We start from the raw sequence: 18,563 nt of genomic DNA, 5'->3' as shown, positions 1-18,563 counted from the left end.
CGTGGGCGCGCCTGTCTGATGGGGCGCTCCCGAGTCATAACAATTACAAAAGGAGATCTCATGTCTGGTCGTATGCTGCTGGGTGGGCACATCACCCACAACGCGAACCGTTTCCCCGGCAAAGTGGCTTTGATTGATGTACACGGCCGCACTACCTATGCCGAACTCGACGACCTGTCGGGTAAAGTCGGTAATGCGCTCATGGCCCAAGGTATCGGGCACGGCGACAAGGTGGCGTTCGTCGCGTGCGCAAGCAGAAGCTGGGTTCAAGCATTCTTCGGCATCCAGAAGATTGGAGCGGTGGCGGTACCTCTGAATTACCGCGAGACGGGCGAGCAGTTGGCAATGATGCTGGAAGACTCCGGCGCGAAACTGCTGTTCATTTCTCATCACCACGAAGAGGCTTTCGCTGACCTACTGACGTCGCTCACCATCCCAGTTGTGATGCTTGAAAACCTCGGGCAGTTCGCGGGTGAGTTCAGCGCTAATTTGCCCGATGTAGAGGCGCTGACCGAGAACGATCCAGCGGTGATTCTCTATACGGGCGGTACCACAGGGCGCTCCAAAGGTGTGTTGCTGAGTCACGCCAATCTGTTCTGGAACAGCCTGGATGAGATCATTGATACCCGTATGGTCGAGTCGGACAACACGCTTATTGCCACGCCGCTACACCACTCAGCTGCGCTGAATTGCTGGCTTCTACCACACATGTACCTGGGCGCCACTGCGACCATTCTCGAGAAGTATGCAACCGAAGATGTCCTGCAAACGATCGCCCGAGAGCGCGTTACCAACACCTTCATGCCTCCGTCTTTGACGCGCGAATTCATCATTCATCCACTGTCCAAATCGCTCGACCTCACGTCATTTCGTCGTTGGTACGTAGGTAGCGGCATTTTGACGGCTGCCGATCGTCAGTCCATGAAGGACTGCATCCCGGGCGTGGAGATCTTCTATCAGTACGGGCTGACGGAGGCTGGGCCGATCGCGACAGTTTTGAAGGAAGAGGATTACCACAAAGCCCCGGACTCCATTGGTCGCGCGTTCATAAACATCGAAGTGGCAATCCTGGATGACCAGGGGCGCGTGGCGCCACCCGGTGAAATTGGAGAAATTGTCCTGCGCGGCCCGACCATCATGCTCGGGTATCACAATCGCCCTGACGCCACCGCCGAAGTACTGGATGCCAACGGTTGGTTGCACACCGGCGACCTGGCACACATGGATGCCAATGGTTACGTGTACTTCTACGACCGGCTGAAGGACATGATTAAAACCGGTGGCCTGAATGTTTATTCCCAGGAAGTTGAAGCCGTCCTGGCCAAGCACTCGAACGTCCGTGAGGTTGCAGTTGTTGGTCTGAACAACGAGCGATGGGGCGAGGAAGTGACGGCGATCATTGTGCTCAAAGCAGGCAGTGAGCCTGACCGGGAGTCGATCTTGGCTCACGCACGTGAACGCCTGGCCAGCTACCAGCTACCGAAGCGTATCGAGTTCATCGCCTACGAAGAAATGCCGTTCAACCATAACGGCAAGATCCTCAAGCGCGAGCTTCGTCAGCGTTTTCAGACTGTTTCGTGATCCGGGAGACATTGCATGTCCATTGATTTTCAACGTGTTGACAACGTCGGCCTGATCACGATCAACCGACCTCAGGCGATGAATGCTATTGACCTGGAGTCTCACCTGGCATTCCAGAAGGTCTGGACTCAGATCAATTCGGACGACCATATTCACGTCGCGGTGATCACCGGGGCAGGGCCAAAGGCGTTCTGCTCAGGCGCCGATATTGGCACGTTCCTGCCTTACCTGCGCGAGCGAGCCCTTCGTGAGCTGGATGATGGTGACTTTTGCGGGATCAACCGAAAGCCACCCACCACGAAGCCGATCATCGCCGCGATTAATGGGTTGGCCTACGCCGGGGGCCTGGAGATCGCGTTGTCGTGCGATATCAGGATTGCCGCTGATCACGCGCGGTTTGCATTGCCTGAACCTCGCTGGGGCGTGATCGCCGGCGCCGGCGGAGTTACACGCCTGTCTCGCGTAATCCCTGCGTCGCTGGCCACCCAAATGATTCTCACGGGCGAGCCTATTTCTGCGCAGCGAGCGCTCGCTGAGGGCCTGGTCAGTGAACTGGTTGTTCCTGAACAGCTGATGCCGAGGGCTATGGAACTGGCTCAGCAGATCTCGCGCAATGGCCCGCTGGCTGTGCGCGCGTCACTCCAAGTCATTCGCCGTGGCGCTGACTGCGGTCAGGATGCGGCTCTAGAGCTCGAGCGCACGGCGTTCCGCCGAATATTGATGAGCGATGATTTCGCAGAAGGCATCAAGGCCTTCACCGAGAAGCGCGAACCTCAGTACCAAGGTCTCTGATAGCTGACCGTCAAGGAGTAAGCATGAACCTCTTCAGCCCCTTGAAGTGCGGGAGCCTGACGCTTCCAAATCGAGTCATCATGGCGCCGCTAACACGTGCCCGTACCCCCAGTACCGTGCCAGGCAAGTTACAAGAGCTCTACTACAAGCAGCGCGCCAGCGCAGGATTGATCATCACCGAAGCAACCAATATCTCCCCAACCGGCACGGGGTACGTCTACACCCCGGGCATCTACTCGGATGAGCAGGAAGCGGGCTGGAAAGGTGTATGCGAAGCCATTCATGCTGCAGGAGGGCGTGTTGCCATGCAGCTCTGGCACGTCGGGCGTGTCTCGCATGAGCTGGTTCAGCCAAATGGTGCTCAACCTGTAGCCCCGAGTGCCATTCGGGGTGAGGGTGCGCAGGCTTTCGTAGAATTCGAGGATGGAACCGCTGGCCGAACGCCCGCGAGTACACCGCGCGCCCTGGAAACTTCCGAGATCGGTGACATCGTCGCTGACTATCGAAAAGCGGCGATTCGCGCTGTTCGGGCAGGTTGTGACATGGTTGAGCTGCACGCAGCCAACGCCTACCTGCTGCACCAGTTCATGGCCACGGGCACAAATTTGCGTTCAGATCAGTATGGCGGTTCTGTGGTGAACCGGGCGCGAATCGTACTCGAGGTGGTCGACGCTATTGGTAAGGCCGTCGGCTATGAGCGCATTGGCATCCGGATCGCCCCATTCAGCGAGATCTTCGGGTTGACCGATGAAGAGTCGGGCGAGATGGCGTTGTACTTGGCTGATCAGCTGTCACGTCGAAAGGTCGCCTACCTGCACATCAACGAGCCAGACTGGCAGGGCAAAGATATCCACCTTACACCCGAATTCCGCAAAAGCGTACGTGAGGCCTTTGATGGGGCACTGCTCTACTGCGGTCACTATGACGCAGCGCGGGCAGAGGCTCTGATCGCTGATCAACTGGCCGACGCCGTCGCGTTTGGAAGACCCTTCATTGCCAACCCCGACCTTCCAGAGCGCATGCGTGTCTCAGCGCCTCTGAATGACTCCAATCCTGAAACCTACTACGGCGAAGGCCCTCTGGGGTACACAGATTATCCAGCGCTCATCAAAGCGTAGAGGAAGGCATGAGCAAAGCACTCAGGGAACTCATCGACCTGCTCGACCTCGAGGTGATCGAGCAGGGCATATTCCGAGGGCAGAGCCAGGAGCTGCATTTACCGCAGCTCTTTGGTGGCCAAGTCCTGGGGCAAACCATCCAGGCCGCCAGCCTGACGGTAAGCCCTGATAAGGCAGTCCATTCGGTGCATGGCTACTTCATTCGCCCTGGCAGGGCCTGCCGCCCCGTGCTCTACGAAGTCCGCGACCTGCACGATGGCAGAAGTTTCAGCACTCGGCAGATCAGTGCCAGCCAGGACGGAAAGGTCATTTTCACCGGCGCGGCTTCCTTTCATATTGCCGAAGACGGAAGAAGTCACCAGCCTCGAATGGAGGGAGTACCTGAACCCGAGGTGCTGGGGCTTGAAACCGATTTACTCAAAGGTTGTGAGTCACTGGCATCCCAGGTGCGCCTGCGCGCAGCCGCCGCCGAGGCTATCGAGATCCGCCCTGTCGACGCGATCGACCCCAGCTCTCCCACACCGCAGCCCCCCGTCAAGCGGTTCTGGTTCAAGGCGGCAGGCGATGTGCCTGACGACCCGGCGTTGCACCGAAGCCTGCTCGGCTATGCCAGCGATATCGGCCTGTTGATTACCTCATTACTTCCCCACGGCGTATCAGATTTGCAGCCTGATATGCAGGTGGCGAGTCTGGATCATGGACTCTGGATTCATGCGCCATTTCGCATGGACTCTTGGCTCCTGTATTCCATGGAGAGCCCGTGGTCAGGCGGCGCAAGGGGGCTGTCACGAGGTCAAATATTTGATCGCTCTGGACGCCTGGTCGCGTCGGTAGCGCAGGAGGGGTTGATCAGGCCGCGCTGACAGAGCTTCACACGTCCACAGCATCTGCGTTCGCAACAAAAACAATAGAACGGAGCAGAACGATGACTCAGCTACGCCTTGCATGTATGGCGTTGACGCCCTTGCTTTGCCTTGATGTCAGGGCTGACCAAGATAATGGTTTAATTGATGGGGCCACCCTGAATTTGGCCCTGCGCAACTTTTACTTCAACCGGGACTTTCGGCACGGGGCAAGTAATGCCAGCGGCAGCAATGCCTTCAAAACACCTGATCAGCGCAATGGATACGCTGAAGAATGGGCTCAGGGCTTCATGCTCAATCTTTCTTCCGGCTACACGCCTGGCGCTGTTGGTTTCGGCGTCGATGCCTACACGTTCCTGGGCATCAAACTCGACAGTGGAGGAGGTCGAACAGGGCTGCGCCTGATGCCTATCGGGGCTGATGGCAATCCACAAGACCACTTTTCGAAAAGCGGCGCGTCCATAAAGGCCAGGGTGTCCAGGACGACCGTCAGCTACGGCCAGCTGTTTCCAGCCACGCCGGTGTTTGCCGTCAATACAGTACGGCTCTTTCCAAGCTCCGCCACCGGCTGGATGCTGAACTCCAAGGAACTGAGCAATACAACATTCGATGCGGGGCATTTCACCGCACAAGCCGGTGTCGACTCCAGCAATAACGATGATGCCTTGACGCTCGACTACGGTTTGCCGATATCAATTGATGCCATCACGTATGCAGGTGGTCGGTACCAGTTACCGTCTGGAGGCGGGCTTTCGCTGTATGCATCCGAGCTAAAGGACACTTGGCACCAATACTACGCCGGCATCAATTACGCTTTTTCCCTGGGAGATGGGCAATCCTTGAGTCTCGACGGACACCTTTACAGAACCCTGGACACCGGGCAGCAGCTCGCGAGTGTGATCAACAACACCACCTGGTCGACGATGTTGTCCTACCGTATCTCGGCCCATACCGTTTCAATCGCCTATCAGCGGGTTGATAGCGATGAGCCCATGGACTGGGTCGGCTTTGGCACCATGGGTGGCTCGGTAAGCCTCTCCAACGCAGTGCAGTACGCCACTTTCACGGAACCTAACGAACGATCAGTCCAGCTTCGCTACGACCTCAATGCCGCTGCGCTGGGGGTGCCAGGCCTTACCTTCATGACGCGGTACGTGCGTGGTGATGGGGTCAGCAATCGCCACAGTAACAACACGTATTACACCGCACGTTATCGCTATCCAGAGGGCGCCGGCGTCAGGCATTGGGAGCGGGATATCGAGGTCAGGTACGTCGTGCAATCTGGGGCAGCAAAAGACCTGTCCATCCGTCTCAGGCAAGCAACCCACAGATCCTCCACAGGCTACCGTTACCCCGATAACGATGAAGTGAGGATCATCATCGACTATCCACTTTCCATCTTGTAAACATAAAGAGTGAAATGCGAAAAAAAGGTGAAGTTTTTACATCTTGACGCGTCGATTAGGACTTGGCATGAGCACTCCATGTTGACTAGCCGCAATCGGCGATTGGGACAATCACACATGGAGTGTTCCACGAGCAAGCGGCGCGCGATCAACACCTAAACAATCCTGTACCAGCATTCGATCGCCCCGCTTAACAGTCAGCCTGTGGCCTTTACAGAATCGGGTAGGTCGTGATCGGGTTCCTATTTGGAAGTGCGCCAGAGCACATCGCTATCTATGCCAGCCCATGCAGTAACACTGGTCAGCCTAAAGTCGACATGATTGTCGAAAACTGAGAGTAAAGGCCCTGCGTGTGAACTGCAGGCTTATGAACTACCCGCGCCTGAATCGAAGATTGCACTTGGAGAGTCCGGTTGCTGTGGATCAACCATTTGAAGACTGGTGACAGCTCCATGCCAGAGCGGTTAATCGAAGACTTCCTGACGCTCAAATCTCGGTCACGTCGAAGTAGGGCAGGAGGCCGGTCTCAGAATGGCAGTTTATGTAAATTGGGCTAAAATCCTGTGATTTGAGAATGAACATTTCTGCCCAAATATTCATGGTTGGCTTGAATTTAGCCTCACGGAACATTTTGATTAGGCTCGCATGCACTTGCAGGTGTTCCTTCCAGGTGCGAGCGGCCTTTTCAATGCCAGACAGCGAGAGCAAAAATGCGACCTGGGTTTGCTTGTCCAGCGTCGAGTTATTGATAGGGTCAATATTTTGCATGCTCCGCAGGTTGAAGGTTCCGCTATCGCCTGAACGTTCCACGAGAATGCCCGTCCAAGATTTTACAACCTCATCCATCGTCTCTCTCCAGACGGCGCGCTCCTCGTCACCAGCTCTGCTCCAGTCTTGCCCTTCCCGGATGAAGCAAACGTTATCAGGGATTTGAAGAGTCAGACGTTTACCTTTGGTAGATTTCAGCTTCCGATCTGGCATCGAGTCCAGCGGAGACTCAAACTTGTCATATGCGGAAGCTGGCACGCGATCGCGGTAACCTCCCCAATACCCAAATTTCTCGGACTTAGCCAGCTCACCAAGCGTGGCAAGGCCGTCCTTTTGCACCACGGGGGCGCCATACTGATACTGATCAATGGGGGGCGTCATCACCTCTAGCCAGATGCCTACGTCAGTGTCCTGCAAGCCAAGTTGGGAGATCCAAGAGGAAACTGCTTCGCTTTTTAGCCAAGTTTGGTAGTCAGCCTCGTGAAGCCAATAGGCCATGAAAACTTCATTATGATACCCCTGAGAGTCCGTATAAGAGAACCGCTCTAAAGATCCAGGAGCCGCTGCTGCTTTCGAAAGCAGATTGCTCAGATGACTTGCAGAATGTTGAGCCAAAGATACTATTAGATGTTGTACGCCGATTATCGCAACAGCCACACTCCCTTGTGCCTTAGGGAAAATTGCTATGCGAGCGGTGGACTCTTTTGCTTCGTCAGATTCTGACATGATTATATCCTCATTAGACTTCATCAGGCCGAATACACAATCAATCCTCTTTTAGGTCTGAGCTTGACGTAATTAGCTCTGTTTTGTGAAGCTATGATCAGAAGAGTGGTCGACTGTGTGCGCCTTCCTTGTGATTTGTTGCAGAAGGGCGTCTGTTAAAGACTCCACCATCGGGGCAAGGGTGGCAGCGAGTTTATCGCCCCCTTCAGTTGGGCGCATACCTTTGTTGATACGAATAAAAAGCGGTTCATCAAAGAGCCCCCGCAGCCTATTCAGAGTTGCGCTCATAGCCGGCTGGCCCACCCCTAGGACTTTTGCCGCACGAGTTAGGTTTTCTTCCCTGTGAATAGCAAGAAAGGCAATCACCAGGTTCAAGTCTAGCTTCGACAAGGCTGCGAGTTTGTCCATGCGATACCAAATTCTAATTAAGAGGAGGCTAGGTGATCACGATGGTTGACATATAAATTGAATGGCTGCCGGTCATTTTTTTCAGTGTCGGCTCCATTAATAATCGCAGCATTAAATAGCTGCAACATGGCAAAAAAAGCAGGCCTGACATGATGCAGGCCCGCTAAACTGCTCGCCTAAAGGAGGGGGCGAGCGAAACTAGCCCAAGGAGATGCTTGGCGTCAGGCGCGCGGTTTGCGTTGCAGGGGATTCTCTGGCTGCCATTCCAGCTGCAGCTCAGTGGTTTCCATAACGTTACCAATCAGTGCATAAGCACCAATTACGATCAGCAGTTCTACCAGCTGACGATCGTTCATGTAGGCCTTGGCCGCCTTGAAGGTTTCCTCGCCAACCACACCATTGCGAATTTGCTCATCAATGAAGCGCAGGATCGCACGGTCTTCTTCGCTCCACAGCTCGCCCTGGATGTCGCCTTTTTGCAGTGCGGCCAGTTGCTGTTCGTTGATCGCGGCATCGTCACGGGCAATGGTGAAGTGCCAAGCCCAGCCATAGTGAGCATTGCGCACATGGTCGACGTGCATGATCGCGAGCTCGCGGTGGCGGATATCCAGTTCCAGGTCGCCGAGCATGGCGTGAACCAGCGAGCCCAGTGGGCCGAAGGTCGATGGCGCATGAGCAAGCATGCGGAACAGGTTGTCCTGAACAAAGCCCAACTTGTCCCAGACTGGTTTTACAGCAGGGCTTTCAGTGTCGGCGTATGGCAGGCGGCGAGTGGCTTCAGGGAAAACGTAGCCCTCTGGAATGTATGGGTGACCCATTGTGATTCTCCTCATTGAACGCATCGGTTTGCGTTGATGAGGTCAGTATATTGGTGTCCTACACGCAGATTAATTAGCTCCAATTCCACACATTACGTCCCCACATTCCATAATCCGTAAACAAATGGTAAATGCCTCTGCTCCCACTTTTCTGGCCTCGGCTGTCAATTCGCTCTAGGCGCTCAGGCTGTGAAGCGGTGGACAGCTGTTCGGAGTGGATGCGAGATTCAGAGCTTGAATCCCTGCTCACCGAACACGTTGCCCGCGCGAAACGCTGCTTCTCAGTCTGACGAAATCGTGTTGTGGCTGCGGGTCAATGCTGACGAGAATTCAGTGACCTCGAGCTGGATGCCCAGCTCTCGTTTGGCCGATTGCTCTGCCATGGCATCCACGGCGGCCTTATACAAGGCATTCATGATTTGGCTCATCAGCTCTCTCGAACGTCCTGGTGCTATGCGCACCTGAATCTGGATGAACGCCTCTGATCCCCGACAGTGCCCGACAAGATACTGGTCGTGCGATCGAGCAAAGGTGCGGATCCCATTGCTTGGGAAGCACCCAAGGGCATGGGCTGCCAGGTGCAGCTTCGAGGCCAGCTGGCACGTCTCAACGGCATCAGCAATGTTCGCGGTGTAGTCAATCGTGATGTTTGGCATGTATGTCCCCTGGCCAGATATTGCCTCCCCCAGTGTGTAGCCGTTCACTGCACCCTGGTGGAAGCTTCAGATCAGTAATCAGCCCGGCCACCGGACAGGTCAAAGACAAAACCTGTCGTAAAGCTGCACTGGGGACTCGCGATGAAGGCGACGGTATCCGCGATTTCCTGAACCGTCAGGAATCGGTTCATCGGGATCTTTGCTCTGACTGCCTCGATATGATCTTGGGTCATTTGCTGGAGAAGATCGGTCTCGGTGATAACCGGTGCAATGCAGTTGACCGTAACTCCTGTGGTGGCCAGCTCGCGCGCCAGAGATTTGCTTAGCCCGATCACACCTGCCTTGGAGGCTGCATAAGGGGCAATGCCCGGACTGCCTTCTTTCCCTGCAATAGACGCCACGTTGACGATGCGTCCATAGCCACGCTCCCGAAGCTTAGGCGTCACGATCTTGCAGCAGTTGAAAACGCCACGAAGATTCACGGCGATGACCTTGTCGAAATCCGAGTAGGAGTAGTCCTGAAGCTCGTGAACCGGGCCGTTGATGCCCGCATTGTTGACGAGAATATCTACCGCCCCGATTTCTTCAATCGTAGTCTTGAAGGCCATCAGAACCGACTTGTCGTCCGAGACGTCGACGGGAAGTAACAAGTCAGGCTCAAATCCAGCCTCAGCTGGGTCGAACGCTGTCGGACAGAGATCCCAGATGACCACCTTGCATCCTTCATCATGAAGTTTCTTGGCGATGCCGCGCCCGATGCCTCGCGCCGCGCCGGTGACAATTGCGACTTGGCCTTGGAGCACTACAGGATTAGCCATCTCAACATCCTTTTGGTCTGTGTACGTTCGAGGGAGTGGGGGATGCAATCTCAGGTGTATGGGATTAGCTAGAGGGCATTTCAAGAGGCACCGCCGGCTGAGGGCGGTGCCTGGATCATAGAGCAACACACGGATGACTTTTCAGCTATCTCAGCGCTGCGACTGACCCTCTGGAACGCTGAGCTTTGCGTGCGCCCCCAGCGCTGCACGCATCTCAGCCACTTGGTTGGCGGTCATGGCAGACGCGCCGTTGCTCCACGAGTTGCGGACATAATTCAGAATCTCCGCGATCTCTTGGTCATTCATTTTCCACGCGAAGGAAGGCATGCCCGCCGCCGTCTGCCTTGACTCGGTGTGGGGTGCTCGCGCTCCCATGAGCATTGCGTGAATCAGGTTGGTCGGGTCATCCGAAAGCATGCGGTGATTGCCCGCGAAGGCTGTGACCATCCCCTCAATGCCTTCACCCTCCAGACCATGGCATGCGGAGCAGTTCACCTCATACCCCAGCGCAGCATCATCGGTAGCCTGCTTGGTCATGGTCATCGGCTTGCTGGGTTGATGGTCGGAGGCTGCCAGTGACTTCAGGTACGTGCCGATAGCCTGCAGATCAGACGTCGAGTAGTACTGGAAGGAGTGCTCCACTGCCTCAGCCATTGGGCCGGAAGCCACTGCGAAACCGTCTGATCCGGTCTGAAGGTAGTTGGTCAACCTGTCGACCGACCAGTTGCCGATGCCCGTGTGCGGATTAGGGGTGATGTCTGGTGCGTACCAGGTACCTAATCGAGCACCTTGCATGTAGGCATCGGCTCGCTCGCCGCCTAGCAGGTTGCGCGGTGTATGACAGGTGCCGCAGTGGGCCGGCCCATCCGTGAGGTACTTACCTCTGTTCCATTCGACGCTCTGAGTCACCTCAGCAATGTACTGAGTGTTGTCGAAGAACAGCATGTCCCAACCCGCCATGGCCAGGCGGATGTTGTACGGGAAATTCATCCCGGCGTTTTCGTTGATCTCCTTGCTTACCGGTGTGATGGTAGAGATGTACGCCCACAGGTCGTGCATGTCCTTGTCACTGAGCTTGGTGTAGGCGGGGTAGGGCATGGCGGGATAAAGCAGTCCATGCGAACCAATACCCTGTCTGACCGCATTGAAAAAATCCCTTTCAGTCATGGTGCCAATGCCGTTTTTGATGTCCGGCGTGATGTTGGACGTTACGAGCGAGCCGAACGGGGTGTCGATCTTGTACCCGCCCGCAAAGTTGGGTTTGTGGCAGGCAGCACAATCTGCCAGGCGCATGACGTACTCCCCCCGCGTGATAGCTGCCTGGTCGGTGCTGCGAAAGTCTGAAAGCGCAACCTTGTCGTCGGCGACATCAGAGCGCGACGTGTTGAAGGTTTTCCAGGCCATCCACCCAGCGCCTGCTGCGCAAACGGCTGCTGCCAGTGCAGCGCCTTTAGCGATTGTTTTCCAGTTTGTCATTGTTCGATCAGCCCTTGACCAGCGCGCCCGGGTTCTTGAAGTAGGTCTCGTGGATGGCACGTGCAGCCCTGATGGCCAGTGCGCCCACGGTTATGGTCGGGTTGTAGCCACCGTTGTTCGGGAACGCCGAAGCGCCAACGACGAACAGGTTGTGAGCATCCCAGCTCTGCAGGTAGGGATTAACGGCTGAGGTCGTAGGGTCGGCACCCATCACTGCGCCACCGATCGTGTGCGAGCTGTGCTGCATGTAAGGGTTCCAGCTTTGCTCACCCTGGTTATCGACAATGATGTCCTTGCCACCGGCTTCTTTCATGATCCGTACGGCTCGTTCGGTCACGAAGTCGAGCATCTTGGTGTCGTTGCGATTCCAGTCGAAGGTCAAGCGCAGCAGCGGTTGTCCGTGTCGATCCTTGTAGGTCGGGTCGAGGTCAAGGTAGGCCTCACGCACAGGCATCGAGGTGCCTTGGCAGAAGATGCCGCCGTACTGCTGGTAGTCGCGAGAGTAGGCCTTTTTCCACTCGGTGCCCCAGCGCTTAGTCCCGGGACGCACGGTGTTGGCATTTTGGATAGGACGGCCATTGGTGGAGTAACCCATGATCCCCGCACCGCCGATGAAGTCCACGTTGGAGTGATCGAAGTTGTCACCGTTGAAGTCATCGATCTGAACCGCCAGAGCGCCGCCACCAATGAAGGGGTTCATGTAGCTATCGTCGAAGAATCCGGTGACCGTCGAGCAGGTCTGGTAGTTGTAGTTGCGACCAATCGTTCCTCGACCGGTACGTGGGTCATACTGCTCACCTACACGTGACAGTAGCATCAGGCGTACGTTGTCCATCTGGTAGGCGGTGATGCACACCACATCCGCCGGCTGGAAGCCTTCGACGCCCTCCTTGGTGATGAACTTGACGCCTTTAACCGTCTTCCCGTCGTCATGCTTTACGGCATGCAGCACTTCAGTCTCGCTGAGCAGCGTGAAGTTGGGGCGGCGCATCAGGGCAGGCAAGATGCAGGCCTGCGGTGATGATTTGGAAAAGTTGCCGCAGCCGTGGAAATCACAGAACCCACAGTAGGTGCAAGGCCCCATGGTCACCCCCAGGGGGTTTACGAATGCCTGGGAGATATTGCCCGCAGGGATCGTGAACGGGTGATAACCCATGCGAGTGGACGCCTCACGGAACGTGCGCATCCAGTGGGTATCTTTCAACGGTGGCGTTGGATACTCACGTGACCGTGGCCCTTCAAAGGGATTGCCGCCTGGCTTGATCACGCCGTTGATGTTGCCCGCGATCCCCGAGGTGCCCGCAATGCGCTCAAAGCGATCGTAGTAGGGCGCCATATCCTCGTAGGTCACCCCCCAGTCCTGCAACTGAAGCCCCTTCATCTTCGCCGCGCCGTAGCGCTCGCGCGTCTTTGTGGCCACCTCGAAATCCCAAGGCGAGAAGCGCCAGGACATGCCAGCCCAGTGCGCGCCGGCACCGCCCACGTTCCATCCATACTGGAATGCAGACCAGCTACGCACCGGGGCGGCAGTCTGATCCAGGCGATTACGGAACGTGGTGGTTTCCACGCTCATGGGTTGCAGTAGCTCGCGACGTGTTGTCCAACGCAACTCGTCCGGGTCAACTGCAGGAGGAAAATCGGTAGAGGTGTCGCGCCATGCGCCACGTTCGATGGCGACGACATTCAACCCCGCCCGGGTCAGCTCTTCGGCCATCACCGAGCCTGCCCAGCCGAGGCCGCAGATGACGATGTCGGCCCTGGGACGTGCATTATTCATTGTGTTGTTCCTCAGGTTCAGTCGGCAGGGATCAGGCTTACGGGAATCAAACTCAGGTTCTCGCCACGACGGTCGATGTAAGGTCGGTAGTCGTAGCGGGCGCCTGGGAAACCGATCATTTTCCAGCCTGCCATGTTGCGATTGCCGCCGTAGATGGGGTCGGAGAGGTAACCTTCGCGCACGTTTTGCAACAGAAGCTCGAAGAAGGCTTTGCTGTCGATCTCGGCACCAAGATCAACGTCGCCTGCCTCCAGCTTCGTGAGAAATTCGTCGATCTGAGCCGGGCTGAGCTCGGCAAACGGCTTGCTGAAATGGCGCTTTGCATAGGTCAGCAACGCTTCCAGGCCGACGCGATAGCGAACGAGTGGCGTGGCAAGGAATTGGGGCGTGCCCATCAGCTTCAACTCATTGGCCGGGCTGATAGGCCCGTCAAGGTAGAGTGCTTTGCCGGATCCGTAATCGCCGGCGAGTTGACTGTCGATGAACTCCAGGCAACCCGCTTGGGTGGCCGAAGGCCCGTACTCATCAGCAGGCAAGAGGCGGTCATAGACGGCTCCTAGCGTTTCGCGCTCGACAGCGGAGAGCACGAGAAATCCGCCTGTGCGAATGGCAGGTTTTGGCAGATGGTCATCGCTGAGTTGAGTTTCATGGGGCACACCTTTGAGCTCAGCAGCACTGAGACTTGGAGCCACAGCTAGCGAAGCGGCAATGGTGCCCAACGAAAAGAGGGCTTCTCTTCGGTTCATTCACGGATCCTATGCAAGGCGCTATTTCAGTTTTTTAGAATTGAGTCTGTACCTGGAGACCGGCTACCCAGGTGTTGTCCACCTCACGCTGGCCATCAGGGTTCTTCAGGTATTGAAGGTTTGGCAGGACGCTGAGCCAGCCGGTCACTGCGACGCGGTAGTTCAGCTCGGCGACGTACATGGTGTGCTGCTCCGGGACATACCCGGGGTCTTCGAAGGTGGCGCCACTTTGCTCGTTCGCGGTTTGGGCATTGCGCAGGAAGCGCGAGCTGCCATGGATGCGGGCAACACCGAATCCGAGTGTGTCGCCGGGTCGGCTATCAAACAGACCGGTGTAGAGCAGCGCCGCTTTCTGGTAGCTGTCGACTGGCGTACTGGCGCGATCCATGAACGTGGCACTGGCCACCACGGTGAGTCCACGGGAGGTATCGCTGCCGACAGAGGTCAGTTGCTGCTTGGCAACGATCCAGGAACCGTGACGGCTCGAATTGGTACGATAATCGGCACCCGTCAGGGCTGCTGGCTGATTGTTGATGTCCTTATAGACATCCGGTGCTTCGGCAGTGCTGTGGTAGTAGCCGACTCGGTATTCCCCGGGCAGCTTGTTGAGGGTTGGAGTCCAGACCAGCTCCACAGGTACCAGGGTGCCAGTGGTGCCCTGCACATGTACCTTCAGGCCGTTGTCGTTATCCAGATTGGATGGGTTGACGTTGTAGGCACCGATCTGCCCATAAACCTCATCTGTGAAGCGGTAACGCAGGCGTGCGGCCCATTGGCTGATCGGGCCGTTGTGAATGCTGTCGACATAGTTGCCAGGCTGCGAGCCGCAGAAAGCCAGGTTCTGGAACACGCAGTCCTCAACGGCGAACTCGTCGCTCACTGCATAGCGCCCCGCCTTCAGGTTGATTTTGTCGTCAAACCAGCCTTTGCTCAGCCACAGCTGGCCTAAGCGGGTCACGCTTCCGCGTCCGTTGATTTCTTGAGTCGAGTTGAAGCTCTTTGCGCGTGGATCGGCGGTGACTTCGTCGAGCTCAGAACCGTTACGGTTTGACAGTGCGAAGCTGAATTTCGTGTCTTCCCATCCCGCCCATTTCTCAAGGTCAACATCGACACCGAGGTTGAACTGATCGGAATAGCGCGTCACATGGCGGTGAGGTTGGTAGCCGCCGCGCAGGTTCGAGGCCGACTCGCCCATGTAGCCCATCTTGATGTCTACGCCTTTTTCCAGCAGCTCAGTGCGCAACCCGCCCCAGTCGCCTGTCATCCAGCGAGAGTCCAGGGCGAAGGCATCATCGGCCTGGGAAAAAACGGCCCAGCCAGAGGCTGTGCAGGCCGTGATAGCCAGAGCAGTCAGTCGAATTCGTGAGGCAAGGGGAGAGATCTTGATGTCCATGTATTGGCTTCTTCCAAGGGTTACAAAATTGGCTGCAGTTTTTGCTGTTGTGTGCGGCCAACGGGGAGGGACTGCCGCACTGCAGTGAGTGCGGCAGTTGATGCTTATTGATTGAGCCAGTGATCAGCGCCCAACTGTGCTCGAGCGGCCTTCACATCCGCTGCAGACACGCCAGGAGCGCTGTTGCGCCAACTGTTGCGGATGTAGGTCAGGACGGCTGCGATGTCTTCGTCAGCCATCTTCCAGTCAAAGCGGGGCATGCCAGCACCGGTGGGATTGCCTGCGGTGACCGGGCCTTCCGCCCCCATCAGCACGACATTCAGAAGGCTTGATGGATCGGTGGCGTTCACTTGTGCGCTGCTTGCGAAAGCAGGAATCATGTTGCGAACACCCGTGCCATCTGCGCGGTGGCAAGCCTCGCACTGGGTCTCCATCACGCGTTTGCCGGTCACCATTCTCGGATCGGTTGATGCGATGGCGGCTTCACGGACTACCTTGCTGGCGGGGATTTGCTGGAGGTAAGCAGCGATAGCTTGGAGGTCATCTTCCGTGAGGTACTGAGTTGAGTTCTCCACGGCTTCCATCATCGGGCCCGAGGCAACTGCCTGATGGTTAGCTCCGGTCTTCAGGTAGGTTACGATGGCGTCAGTTGTCCATTTGCCCAGCCCGACATGTTGGTTGGGTGTGATATCGGGCGCATGCCAGCCTTGCAGCGTTCCACCTTGCAGCGCAGCAGAGACGTCGCCGCCGAGAAGGTTCTTGCCGGTATGGCAGGCCGCGCAGTGTCCCGGGCCATTGACCAGGTAGTCGCCACGGTTGACCAGAGGAGTGACACCTGGCATTGCAGTGAACGGCTTGTCCTGGAAGAACAGCAGGTTCCAGCCCGCCAGCAGAAAGCGTTGGTTGAACGGGAACGGAAGCTCGTTCTCGACTACGACCTGCTTCACTGGGGCGATGGTGCGCATGTATGCCCACAGATCCGCCATGTCCTGGTCGGTCATCTTGGCGTAAGCCGGGTAGGGCATCGCGGGGTACAGGTAGCCATCGCGCCCGATACCGTGACGGACAGCCTTATCGAACTCTTCGAGCGTCCAGGAGCCGATGCCGGTCTCTTTGTCCTGGGTGATGTTCGAGGCTTTGATCACGCCGAAGGGCGTTTCCAACTTGTAGCCGCCGGCATAAACAGCTTTGCCAGGCACGGTGTGGCAAGCGGCACAGTCGCCCATGGCCGCCACGTACTTCCCGCGCTCGATCTGTGCCTCGCTGCTCCCAGCCTGTTCAACCTGGATGGCTGGAAAAGCCCGCGTTTCACCGTACTTGGCATACGCAAGGAACCCCGCGAAGCCGAGTACTCCACAGCCGACAACTGTGGCTGCGATGGTCTTGATCTTCTTCAAGTGCATCTCCTCAGCGAGTCAGCAAGCCAGGTTGGCGGATGTAGTCGTTGATGATCGCTTTGGCTGTCCACAGCGTGAGCGCGCTCAAGGTGCCGGTGGGGTTGTAGCCACCGTTGTTAGGGAAGGAAGAGGCACCGATCACGAACAGGTTGTGGGCGTCCCAGCTCTGCTGGTAGCGATTGAGCGCTGAGGTCGCAGGATCCAGACCCATCGGGGTACCACCGATGGTGTGGCCGGAGTCATAAGCCCTGCCTGGGCTGAATGGCTCGTCCGGGAACGCAACAGCTTCCCAGGTCTTGGCGCCGCTCTGCTTGCAGATGTCAGCAATACGGTCACGGACGAAGCGGGCCATGCGCCGATCGTTCTCGTTGAACTCGTAGGTCATGCGCAGCAGGGGCTGACCGTTGTCGTCCTTGTAGTTAGGGTCGAGCGAAAGATAGCTTTCCGCGTGTGCGTAAGAAGTGCCTTGCCCCTGGATCTTTCCGTAGTTTTGATAGCTGTGCTTGAAGGCCTTTTTCCACTCCGCCCCCCACAGTTTGGTTCCCGCTGGAACACGGTCTGCGAGCCCCATCGGTGTGGCCTGGTCGGACAGGGCCATGATCCCTGCACCACCGATGAAACCGAGGTCGGTATGGTCGAAGTTGTCCCCGTTGAAGTCGTCCACCTGAGTCGCCAGAGCACCCGTGGAGATGAACGGGTTCATGTACTCGTTCTCGAAGTACAGGAAGCCGTATGACATGGTCTGGAAGTTATATGCACGCCCGACGGTGCCCGTTCGCGTGGCTGGGTCGTACGGCTTGCCGACCTCGGAGAGCAGCATCAGACGTACGTTGTCGAACTGGAAGGCTGCGAAGATCACGATGTCGGCAGGTTGGAAGCCGATATTTCGATCCGAGTCAACGAAGGTAACCCCGGTTACGGTCTTGCCGTCCGGTGCTTTCTCCGCCTTCAATACGGTGCACTCGGTCAGCAAGGTGAAGTTCTTGCGTGTCATCAGTGCCGGGATAACGCACGCATTTGGCGAGGACTTCGACCAGTTGCCGCAACCATAGAAGCCACAGAATCCGCAGTAGGTGCAGGGAGCAAGGTTGATCCCGAGCGGGTTGGTATATGGCGCGCCGATCGTTCCAGCAGGGATCGGGAAGGGGTGCAAGCCCATCTTCTCGGTTGTGGCGTGGAAGATGTCATTCCAGCGCGAACGCTCAAGCGGCGGCGTTGGGTATTCCGAACTGCGCGAGCCCTCGAAGGGATTGCCGCCTGGCTGAATGACACCGCTGAGGACGCCTGCCTTCCCGGATACGCCAGCGATTTTCTCCCAGCGGTCGTAATGCGGCTCAAGGTCGTCATAGGTGACGCCCCAATCTTGGACAATCAACCCTTCAGGGAGCTGCATCTTGGGATAGCGCTCCTTGACCCGGGTCGCCATTGTGAAATCGGAAGGCAGGAACCGCCAAGAGTTGGCAGACCAGTGCTTGCCTGCGCCACCAACGCTGTAACCAACAACCCAGTTGTTGAAGTCGCGACCCGGCAAGGCCGTCTGGGAACGGTGGTTGCGAAAGGTCAGCGTTTCGACGCTTGGCGGGCGAAGGGCTTCACGACGGGCGCCGTAGCGCAGCTCATCGGCGGCGACGTTGGGCGAGAAATTACGGTGAGTCACCTCGTAGGGGCCGCGCTCGATGCAAACCACATCGAGGCCTGCTCGGGTCAGTTCTTCTGCCATCAAAGAACCAGCCCAGCCAAGACCGACGATCACGGCGTCAGCTTTGGGACGTTTGTAATCCATTTTTCACTTCCAGATCAGGCACGCGCCTTTACGGCGT

General features: G+C 57.0%; 16 protein-coding genes. 5 read left to right on the top strand and 11 right to left on the bottom strand.

Annotated features, from left to right (window positions below):
* The first annotated feature begins 60 nt into the window (after nucleotides 1–60).
* From ACIPZF_RS15875 to ACIPZF_RS15855, 5 genes are all read left to right on the top strand, one after another.
* Nucleotides 61–1,581, top strand: coding sequence for a class I adenylate-forming enzyme family protein (locus ACIPZF_RS15875; RefSeq protein WP_400801045.1), 1,521 nt, complete (start codon nucleotides 61–63; stop codon nucleotides 1,579–1,581).
* A 15-nt stretch (nucleotides 1,582–1,596) separates the two neighbouring features.
* Entirely contained in the window at nucleotides 1,597–2,373 is a 777-nt protein-coding gene (locus tag ACIPZF_RS15870; RefSeq protein WP_400801043.1) for an enoyl-CoA hydratase/isomerase family protein, read from the top strand.
* A gap of 23 nt (nucleotides 2,374–2,396) precedes the next feature.
* On the top strand, nucleotides 2,397–3,491 hold the full coding sequence (locus ACIPZF_RS15865) for an alkene reductase (protein ID WP_400801041.1): 1,095 nt from the start codon (nucleotides 2,397–2,399) through the stop codon (nucleotides 3,489–3,491).
* Nucleotides 3,492–3,499: 8 nt separating this feature from the next.
* Nucleotides 3,500–4,354: an acyl-CoA thioesterase gene (locus ACIPZF_RS15860; RefSeq protein WP_400801039.1), complete on the top strand. Its 855-nt coding sequence runs from the start codon at nucleotides 3,500–3,502 to the stop codon at nucleotides 4,352–4,354.
* Between the two features lie 62 nt (nucleotides 4,355–4,416).
* Nucleotides 4,417–5,760 (top strand): OprD family porin, encoded by a 1,344-nt coding sequence (locus ACIPZF_RS15855; protein WP_400801038.1) that lies wholly within the window; start codon nucleotides 4,417–4,419, stop codon nucleotides 5,758–5,760.
* A gap of 486 nt (nucleotides 5,761–6,246) precedes the next feature.
* Here the strand turns inward: ACIPZF_RS15855 and ACIPZF_RS15850 are convergent, their stop codons facing one another.
* From ACIPZF_RS15850 to ACIPZF_RS15800, 11 genes are all read right to left on the bottom strand, one after another.
* Nucleotides 6,247–7,254, bottom strand: a complete 1,008-nt coding sequence (locus ACIPZF_RS15850) for a phenylacetaldoxime dehydratase family protein (RefSeq protein ID WP_400801037.1) — start codon at nucleotides 7,252–7,254, stop codon at nucleotides 6,247–6,249.
* A 72-nt stretch (nucleotides 7,255–7,326) separates the two neighbouring features.
* Complete coding sequence (locus ACIPZF_RS15845; protein WP_400801035.1) at nucleotides 7,327–7,662, bottom strand: LysR family transcriptional regulator; 336 nt, start codon at nucleotides 7,660–7,662, stop codon at nucleotides 7,327–7,329.
* Between the two features lie 221 nt (nucleotides 7,663–7,883).
* Nucleotides 7,884–8,480 (bottom strand): carboxymuconolactone decarboxylase family protein, encoded by a 597-nt coding sequence (locus tag ACIPZF_RS15840; RefSeq protein WP_400801033.1) that lies wholly within the window; start codon nucleotides 8,478–8,480, stop codon nucleotides 7,884–7,886.
* A 281-nt stretch (nucleotides 8,481–8,761) separates the two neighbouring features.
* Nucleotides 8,762–9,136 carry a hypothetical protein gene (locus ACIPZF_RS15835; protein ID WP_400801031.1) on the bottom strand — a complete coding sequence of 125 codons (375 nt, stop codon included), beginning with the start codon at nucleotides 9,134–9,136 and terminating at the stop codon, nucleotides 8,762–8,764.
* Between the two features lie 71 nt (nucleotides 9,137–9,207).
* Complete coding sequence (locus tag ACIPZF_RS15830; protein ID WP_400801030.1) at nucleotides 9,208–9,954, bottom strand: SDR family oxidoreductase; 747 nt, start codon at nucleotides 9,952–9,954, stop codon at nucleotides 9,208–9,210.
* A gap of 150 nt (nucleotides 9,955–10,104) precedes the next feature.
* A complete protein-coding gene (locus ACIPZF_RS15825; RefSeq protein ID WP_400801028.1) occupies nucleotides 10,105–11,358 on the bottom strand; it encodes a c-type cytochrome in 1,254 nt (417 codons plus the stop codon).
* A gap of 79 nt (nucleotides 11,359–11,437) precedes the next feature.
* Entirely contained in the window at nucleotides 11,438–13,207 is a 1,770-nt protein-coding gene (locus tag ACIPZF_RS15820) for a GMC family oxidoreductase (RefSeq protein ID WP_400801026.1), read from the bottom strand.
* Between the two features lie 17 nt (nucleotides 13,208–13,224).
* Nucleotides 13,225–13,953 (bottom strand): gluconate 2-dehydrogenase subunit 3 family protein, encoded by a 729-nt coding sequence (locus ACIPZF_RS15815; RefSeq protein WP_400801024.1) that lies wholly within the window; start codon nucleotides 13,951–13,953, stop codon nucleotides 13,225–13,227.
* Between the two features lie 34 nt (nucleotides 13,954–13,987).
* Nucleotides 13,988–15,346, bottom strand: a complete 1,359-nt coding sequence (locus tag ACIPZF_RS15810; RefSeq protein WP_400801022.1) for a carbohydrate porin — start codon at nucleotides 15,344–15,346, stop codon at nucleotides 13,988–13,990.
* 104 nt (nucleotides 15,347–15,450) lie between these two features.
* Complete coding sequence (locus tag ACIPZF_RS15805; protein ID WP_400801020.1) at nucleotides 15,451–16,743, bottom strand: cytochrome c; 1,293 nt, start codon at nucleotides 16,741–16,743, stop codon at nucleotides 15,451–15,453.
* A gap of 10 nt (nucleotides 16,744–16,753) precedes the next feature.
* On the bottom strand, nucleotides 16,754–18,526 hold the full coding sequence (locus tag ACIPZF_RS15800) for a GMC family oxidoreductase (RefSeq protein ID WP_400801018.1): 1,773 nt from the start codon (nucleotides 18,524–18,526) through the stop codon (nucleotides 16,754–16,756).
* Between the last annotated feature and the right edge of the window lie 37 nt (nucleotides 18,527–18,563).

It is taken from the genome of Pseudomonas sp. NPDC089752 (genome assembly GCF_044748725.1).
In the GTDB taxonomy this organism is placed as follows: Bacteria; Pseudomonadota; Gammaproteobacteria; order Pseudomonadales; family Pseudomonadaceae; genus Aquipseudomonas.
Note: the sequence above shows the minus strand (reverse complement) of the source record. Positions and strands in the feature narration are given on the sequence as shown.

What these genes read in the sequence shown, in the direction of transcription:
- ACIPZF_RS15875 (WP_400801045.1), top strand. Translation starts at nt 61, where the DNA reads ATGTCTGGTCGTATGCTGCTGGGTGGGCACATCACCCACAACGCGAAC.
- ACIPZF_RS15870 (WP_400801043.1), top strand. Translation starts at nt 1,597, where the DNA reads ATGTCCATTGATTTTCAACGTGTTGACAACGTCGGCCTGATCACGATC.
- ACIPZF_RS15865 (WP_400801041.1), top strand. Translation starts at nt 2,397, where the DNA reads ATGAACCTCTTCAGCCCCTTGAAGTGCGGGAGCCTGACGCTTCCAAAT.
- ACIPZF_RS15860 (WP_400801039.1), top strand. Translation starts at nt 3,500, where the DNA reads ATGAGCAAAGCACTCAGGGAACTCATCGACCTGCTCGACCTCGAGGTG.
- ACIPZF_RS15855 (WP_400801038.1), top strand. Translation starts at nt 4,417, where the DNA reads ATGACTCAGCTACGCCTTGCATGTATGGCGTTGACGCCCTTGCTTTGC.
- ACIPZF_RS15850 (WP_400801037.1), bottom strand. Translation starts at nt 7,254, where the DNA reads ATGTCAGAATCTGACGAAGCAAAAGAGTCCACCGCTCGCATAGCAATT.
- ACIPZF_RS15845 (WP_400801035.1), bottom strand. Translation starts at nt 7,662, where the DNA reads ATGGACAAACTCGCAGCCTTGTCGAAGCTAGACTTGAACCTGGTGATT.
- ACIPZF_RS15840 (WP_400801033.1), bottom strand. Translation starts at nt 8,480, where the DNA reads ATGGGTCACCCATACATTCCAGAGGGCTACGTTTTCCCTGAAGCCACT.
- ACIPZF_RS15835 (WP_400801031.1), bottom strand. Translation starts at nt 9,136, where the DNA reads ATGCCAAACATCACGATTGACTACACCGCGAACATTGCTGATGCCGTT.
- ACIPZF_RS15830 (WP_400801030.1), bottom strand. Translation starts at nt 9,954, where the DNA reads ATGGCTAATCCTGTAGTGCTCCAAGGCCAAGTCGCAATTGTCACCGGC.
- ACIPZF_RS15825 (WP_400801028.1), bottom strand. Translation starts at nt 11,358, where the DNA reads ATGGCCTGGAAAACCTTCAACACGTCGCGCTCTGATGTCGCCGACGAC.
- ACIPZF_RS15820 (WP_400801026.1), bottom strand. Translation starts at nt 13,207, where the DNA reads ATGAATAATGCACGTCCCAGGGCCGACATCGTCATCTGCGGCCTCGGC.
- ACIPZF_RS15815 (WP_400801024.1), bottom strand. Translation starts at nt 13,953, where the DNA reads ATGAACCGAAGAGAAGCCCTCTTTTCGTTGGGCACCATTGCCGCTTCG.
- ACIPZF_RS15810 (WP_400801022.1), bottom strand. Translation starts at nt 15,346, where the DNA reads ATGGACATCAAGATCTCTCCCCTTGCCTCACGAATTCGACTGACTGCT.
- ACIPZF_RS15800 (WP_400801018.1), bottom strand. Translation starts at nt 18,526, where the DNA reads ATGGATTACAAACGTCCCAAAGCTGACGCCGTGATCGTCGGTCTTGGC.